Consider the following 6,196-nt stretch of genomic DNA (forward strand, 5'->3'; position numbering starts at 1 on the left):
AAAAATTAAGTCGCAATCGCTTGGAATCCAATTTTGGTTCTTTGCGTTAAAATAACCTCTTGTCCTTGATGAAAAACCAGATCAAGTTCAGGTTCAACCAAGACATAGTGGGTTTGGCCAAATTGATCTTTAACTTTGGCCTGTGCAGGGGAGTTGGGTTTAGCATCCCCTAAAATGATATGTGCTGTTCTGCCAATTAAATCGTCTGTTTGAATTGCCGTGGTTTCATCTTTAGGAATAATTTTGGCGATCAATGCAGCACTATAACGCACCAGTGGCATACAGAGAAATAAGCAGGCAGGGGCAATGATCCATGCAGAAAGATAATGTTCGGTAAATTGATAGAACAGGTCTTGGATGATTAAACCCGTGAGTGCATAGACGGTTAAGAAGATGATCAGCCAGATGAGTAAGGGAACTTTACCCAAATACAGCCATTCCAGAAACTGAGTCAAAACAGAATCAGGTTGTTCTACAGAGATATCGGCATGATCAATATCGCTCAGGCTATCTGGTAAAAATTGTTCCAAAAAACTAGAACTACCACCGAATAATAATAGGATGAATTCGAGTAGGCCGATAAACAGGCACAGCATTAAAGCAATGCTAAAAACCAGGTTAGAAGGATGTGTTAAAAGATCCCAGATCATCGTCATTACTCTTATTTCTTTTAGCGTTAATTAATAAATTTTTTATAAAAATAAAACAGTTATAAGAGTAAAGCCAATGCGTCCAAATTTCAACCTAAATTGACCACATTCTTGCAGACAAAAAAAACGCAATGATTGGGGTGATCACTGCGTTGAACAACGAATCTGTTTAAAACAGTTTCGGTTGAAAGGAGAAATGTCATGAGATTAGTGTTAACTAACCTACGAGCTCATAGTATGAAAAAACCTGACTAAGTTCATCGGTATTCATGTTAACTACTGTTAATTGATGTTAATAAGTGACGAAAATTGTTAGTTTTTTATTTTTTAATAAAGTTCTAAAATTAAACCTAAATCAAAGGCTTAAAATAAAAAAAGCCCAAATTTGGGCTTTTTATTGGAAAAGTAACGTAAATTAGAATTTGAATAATCCAATTCCCGATTTCACTTCATCCAGTGTTTGTTGAGTAATGATGCGGCACTTTTCGGTACCTTGTTTCAATACATCCATAATGTAATCTGGATCTTTTTCTAGCTCAGCACGACGTTCACGAATTGGTGCGATGAGTTCTTGTAAGACACCTTCCAAGCGCTTTTTCACAGTACCATCACCAAGACCACCACGACGATAATGTGCTTTTAATTCCTCAACTTCTTCTTTATTTGGATCGAAAGCGTCGAGATAGGTAAACACGATATTGCCTTCAACCTGACCTGGATCTTCAATACGAAGGTGATTTGGATCGGTATACATCGCATTGACGGCTTTTTTGATGTCTTTATCCGTAGCATTCAACACAATGGTATTACCTAAAGATTTTGACATCTTTGCTTTGCCATCAAAACCAGGTAAGCGCGCCATATTTGATAACAGTGCTTTACATTCTGGTAATAGATCATGACCGATTTGGCGGTTAATACGACGTACCACTTCGTTGGTTTGTTCGATCATTGGGAGCTGATCTTCACCAACAGGAACGACAGTCGCTTTAAATGCGGTAATGTCTGCTGCCTGTGCAATTGGATAGCACAAGAAACCTGCTGGAATATCACGTTCAAAATTACGTAATTGAATTTCAGCTTTTACGGTCGGGTTACGCTCTAAACGTGCAACGGTCACGTAGTTGAGGTAAATCATCGTCAATTCATTTAGGGCTGGTAAGCAAGACTGTACACAAATCGTGGTTTTGCTTGGGTCAATCCCGACAGCAAGATAATCCAGTGCAACTTGCAGGATGTTGTTGCGAACTTTATCTGGATTATCGGCATTGTCTGTCATCGCTTGTGCATCAGCCAATAACAGATGTTGATGATGACTGTCTTGTAGACCTACACGAGAACGTAATGAACCGACAAAATGGCCAAGGTGGAGTTGTCCTGTTGGACGGTCGCCTGTCAAAATGATGGGACGTTGATCAATATTACTCATGATATGTTCCAAGATTCAGTAATTTCATAGATATAAGATTGATATTATTGTACGAGAAATAAATTTTTTTCGTCAGCGATAATTTTAACTTTTTCTTAAAATCATATTGTGCTTTCACTAGGCGATTCTACAATGGTTGTATAAATACAAATCAGGAAATAAAAATGGCGAGTGGTTTATTACTCCTACTGGATGATATTGCAACGATTTTAGATGATGTTGCTGTTATGAGTAAAATGGCAGCCAAAAAAACTGCAGGGGTTTTAGGTGATGACTTAGCGCTGAATGCCCAACAAGTCAGTGGAGTACGATCAGATCGAGAATTACCTGTGGTCTGGAATGTTGCAAAAGGTTCATTTGTTAATAAATTAATTCTCGTTCCATTGGCTTTATTGATTAGTGTTGTTGCCCCTTGGCTGATTAATCCATTGCTTATGATCGGGGGACTATTCCTCTGTTATGAAGGGGTAGAGAAGGTTGTGCATATGCTGTTTCATAAAAAAGCCAAAACAGCAGAGCAGGCCAGTGAAAACTTACAACACGTCGAAGTCGATTTAGCCAAATTTGAAAAGGAAAAAGTAAAGGGAGCGATTCGAACAGACTTTATTCTTTCTGCTGAAATTGTGGTGATTTCGTTAGGTACAGTTGCAACAGCTGCATTTATGACTAAAGTGACAGTATTAAGTATTATTGCAATCGTCATGACTGTCGGGGTATATGGCCTGGTTGCAATGATCGTAAAAATTGACGATTTAGGTTTATATCTTACACAACAAGCTTCTGAATTAAAAAATAAAATCGGTCGTGGTTTACTTGGTTTTGCTCCAATTTTAATGAAAACACTTTCAATTGTTGGAACGGTTGCAATGTTTTTAGTGGGTGGGGGGATTATTTCGCATACCATTCCTTTATTGCATCATTTTACTGAAGAAACGGTTGATCATTTAGAGCTCATTCCAAGTGTCGGTTCAATCATTGGTGCTTTAACACCAACCTTGATTAACTTAGGCATTGGTTTGCTTGCAGGTGCTGTTGTGTTGATGATTGTCAGTTTGATCAAGAAACTCTGGCCAAAAAAAGCATCTACTTAAACCTAGGTCGTCATCATCAGAATTATGTGAGGTAATTATGCGTTGGAAAGGTCGTCGAGTCAGTACCAATGTAGAAGACCGTCGTGGTGGTGGCGGTGCGAAAGCAGGTGGTATTAGTATTATTGGGCTAGTGGTCGCCTTTGTGGCTTGGAAGTTTTTTGGGGTTGACCCTCAACAAGCCTATCAAGCGACACAAGCTGTAACCGCACAGTCTTCTCAACAAGGCAGTGCACCACAGAATTTGACTGCTGAACAAAAAGAGGCCAGTGATTTTGTCGGTACAGTTTTGGCAGATACAGAAGATACGTGGACACCAATCTTTCAGCAGCTGGGGATGACTTATAAGCCGCCAAGCTTAGTACTCTTCAGTGGCGTTGTACGTTCAGGGTGTGGTACTGCACAGGCTGCGATGGGACCTTTTTATTGTCCGGCTGATCAGAAAGTTTATATTGATACCTCATTCTTTAAAGATATGCGTCAGCAAATGGGTATTTCTGGAGAACAAAATCAAACAGAACTTTCTCGTCAGGATCAGGCGGGGGATTTTGCTCAGGCCTATGTGATTGCGCATGAGGTGGGGCATCATATCCAAAACCTATTAGGTATTTCCGGTCAGGTGCAACAAGCACGTGCACAGGCCAGTCAAGCACAAGGTAATCAACTCTCTGTACGTTTAGAATTACAGGCAGATTGTTTTGCAGGAATCTGGGCGCATCAGAATCAAAAACGTACGCAGTTCCTTGAACAAGGTGATATTGAAGAAGCAATGGATGCAGCCGAAAAAATTGGTGATGACTATTTACAACGCCGTGCGACTGGACAAGTTGTGCCAGATAGTTTTACTCATGGTACTAGTGAACAGCGGATGCAATGGTTTCAGATCGGTTTGAAATCAGGTGACGTGAATCAGTGCAATACCTTTAAATAGGACAAAAAAGGAGCGTTGCTCCTTGATTTTTATACGGAAGATATACGAATCAGAAGAACAAATAACGTAAAATAAGAGCGTCTATGCTGAATTGAGGATGATTGGTTTATTGTTGTGCCTAAACCATTTGTTAATATAAATTAAATAATAAGATGGATGAATTGCAGCATAGGCCTTCACTCTTTATTCAATTGCACAGTATTTTGAATTTTATCATTGATTAAAATTTTAAAATTTAAATAAAGTTTATGTTGTTAAAATTGAATAAATAAAGAGGTCATATGGGTAACTTTTTTCTTTTACAAGCATTGACGGTTGTTTTTGCCTTATCCATTGCGACGACCATTTTTAATAAACGAATTTTGGGTTTTCCTCAGGCCATTGGTGTTCCAATTGTCTCGGCTATTTTTGTCTTTATTTTGCAGTGGGGTGCAAGTTTATTAAATGGTAATCAATTTATTACCATTAATATTCATAATATTGAAGCTGCTGTAAGAAATATTGATTTTTATGATTTTCTAATCAATGGTGTGATTTGTTTTATTTTAACGTCATCTGCGCTGAAATTTAGAATTTCAGATTTAAGGAGTTACTGGAAACCAATTGGTATTTTAGCCACGATTGCACTGGTGTTATGTGCAGGATTTTACGCAGGATTATTGTATTTATTTCAATGGTTGGTTGGTTATCCAGTTCCAATTGGTGTTTTACTATTATTAGGAGCGGCACTTGGAGCAACAGATCCAATTGGCGTTAAAGGGGTATTAAGTTCTATTCGGGCACCGCACCATTTGATTGTAAAACTAGAAGGTGAGTCTTTATTTAATGATGCAATGTGTATTGCCTTATTTATGACGCTATTAAAAGTTTTACAGGGGGAGCATTTTTCATTATTGGCAACAATTGAAACGTTATTGTATGAAATCTTTGTTGCAGTGATTATTGGTTTTGCATTTGGTTTTGCGATCTTACGTTTACTAAGAGGTAAACATGAGATGGAGTCTTTGATTTTAACTACTGCACTACTTGCAAGTGGTTCTTATCTCGTTGCTTTATTTGCGCATGCATCTGCTCCGATTGCCTGTGTCATTGGTGGTTTGATTGTCGGAAACAAGTGGCAGGAAATTCGCGAACAAAGAGAAATTCGTGAAGTGAACCATTTTTGGCATACTGTTGAAGGAATTATCAATTCATTCCTGTTTACTTTGATCGGTTTAGAGCTGTTTATTCTGGATTTAAGTGCCAACTTAATTATTGGTGGCATCATTGCCTTTATTATTCTGCATTTATCTCGTTTTGCAGCAAACTTCGCTGCTTTTGCCCTATTTCCATCCTTCCGTAATAAAAGTTACAACGGCAGTTTAGCTATTCTTTCGTGGGGCGGTGTCCGCGGAGGGATTTCACTGGCGTTGATCCTTGCTGTGGCGAATATTCCAGAATTGAGCCAATACAGTAGTATCTTGATTGGCTATACCTTTATTAGTGTACTACTGTCAGGTGTGGTTTGTGGTCTTGGTTTACCCGCCGTGATGAATGCTTTCTATTACAATCCGAGTGAAGAGACACAAGGGCTGAAGGGGTTCTACCAGCGGATGTGCAATAAGATGAATCGTCGTGGTTTTAAATATATTGTTGGTGAGGATAGCTTGGGGAGAGAAACGATTACTATCTATAATCCTGAAATTTTATTGGATCAGAAAACTGAAGATGGTGTAGCAACCATGCATCATCCAAATAAGAGAGAAGAAGTTAAGCGATTAGAGAATCCTGATAATTTTTAATTGCATATTTTTGTTTTTTGTTAAAAAAGCCTTTTTTATAAAAAAGGCTTTTTATTTTATTAGGTAAATAAAAGTTAAACTATATTTGAATTTTAATTAAATAATAATTTTAAAATTTAATTTGTATTTTGTTATTTAAATAATATATTTAAAAGTTTGTTAAATTAAATTTAAATACCTTTTAGGAATCTAATGGCTTATTTTGTCATATTTGTTTAGAAGTGTAATTTTTATAAGGGGCTTAGGAAGTTAAAGAGGATCATTGCGGAGTAGTTTCAGCAAATCGAGGTATAAATTACTATGCCGATGATTGAAGC

Annotated in this window: 5 protein-coding genes; 3 read left to right on the forward strand and 2 right to left on the reverse strand. The window is 37.7% G+C overall.

The features are described from left to right. Positions 1-5: 5 nt before the first annotated feature. Together MN869_RS05220 and trpS are read right to left on the reverse strand one after the other, a co-directional pair. Positions 6-650 (reverse strand): YqiJ family protein, encoded by a 645-nt coding sequence (locus MN869_RS05220; RefSeq protein WP_241304785.1) that lies wholly within the window; start codon positions 648-650, stop codon positions 6-8. Positions 651-1,065: 415 nt separating this feature from the next. Then, positions 1,066-2,079 (reverse strand): tryptophan--tRNA ligase, encoded by a 1,014-nt coding sequence (gene trpS, locus MN869_RS05225; RefSeq protein WP_241304775.1) that lies wholly within the window; start codon positions 2,077-2,079, stop codon positions 1,066-1,068. A 164-nt stretch (positions 2,080-2,243) separates the two neighbouring features. On the opposite strand from trpS, the gene MN869_RS05230 reads away from it, so the two are divergent. From MN869_RS05230 to MN869_RS05240, 3 genes are all read left to right on the forward strand, one after another. After that, complete coding sequence (locus MN869_RS05230) at positions 2,244-3,170, forward strand: DUF808 domain-containing protein (RefSeq protein WP_241304776.1); 927 nt, start codon at positions 2,244-2,246, stop codon at positions 3,168-3,170. A gap of 37 nt (positions 3,171-3,207) precedes the next feature. Further along, the gene (locus MN869_RS05235; RefSeq protein WP_004803185.1) at positions 3,208-4,098 is read left to right on the forward strand and encodes a neutral zinc metallopeptidase; all 891 of its coding nucleotides are present in this window, start codon (positions 3,208-3,210) and stop codon (positions 4,096-4,098) included. Between the two features lie 281 nt (positions 4,099-4,379). Continuing rightward, positions 4,380-5,879, forward strand: coding sequence for a cation:proton antiporter (locus MN869_RS05240; RefSeq protein WP_004803187.1), 1,500 nt, complete (start codon positions 4,380-4,382; stop codon positions 5,877-5,879). Positions 5,880-6,196: the final 317 nt, after the last annotated feature.

It is taken from the genome of Acinetobacter sp. NIPH1876, assembly GCF_022808535.1.
Classification (GTDB): Bacteria; Pseudomonadota; Gammaproteobacteria; order Pseudomonadales; family Moraxellaceae; genus Acinetobacter; species Acinetobacter higginsii.

Bases quoted from the DNA above. Each gene is read 5' to 3' on its own strand.
- MN869_RS05220 (WP_241304785.1), bottom strand. From the start codon at position 650: ATGATCTGGGATCTTTTAACACATCCTTCTAACCTGGTTTTTAGCATT.
- trpS (WP_241304775.1), bottom strand. From the start codon at position 2,079: ATGAGTAATATTGATCAACGTCCCATCATTTTGACAGGCGACCGTCCA.
- MN869_RS05230 (WP_241304776.1), top strand. From the start codon at position 2,244: ATGGCGAGTGGTTTATTACTCCTACTGGATGATATTGCAACGATTTTA.
- MN869_RS05235 (WP_004803185.1), top strand. From the start codon at position 3,208: ATGCGTTGGAAAGGTCGTCGAGTCAGTACCAATGTAGAAGACCGTCGT.
- MN869_RS05240 (WP_004803187.1), top strand. From the start codon at position 4,380: ATGGGTAACTTTTTTCTTTTACAAGCATTGACGGTTGTTTTTGCCTTA.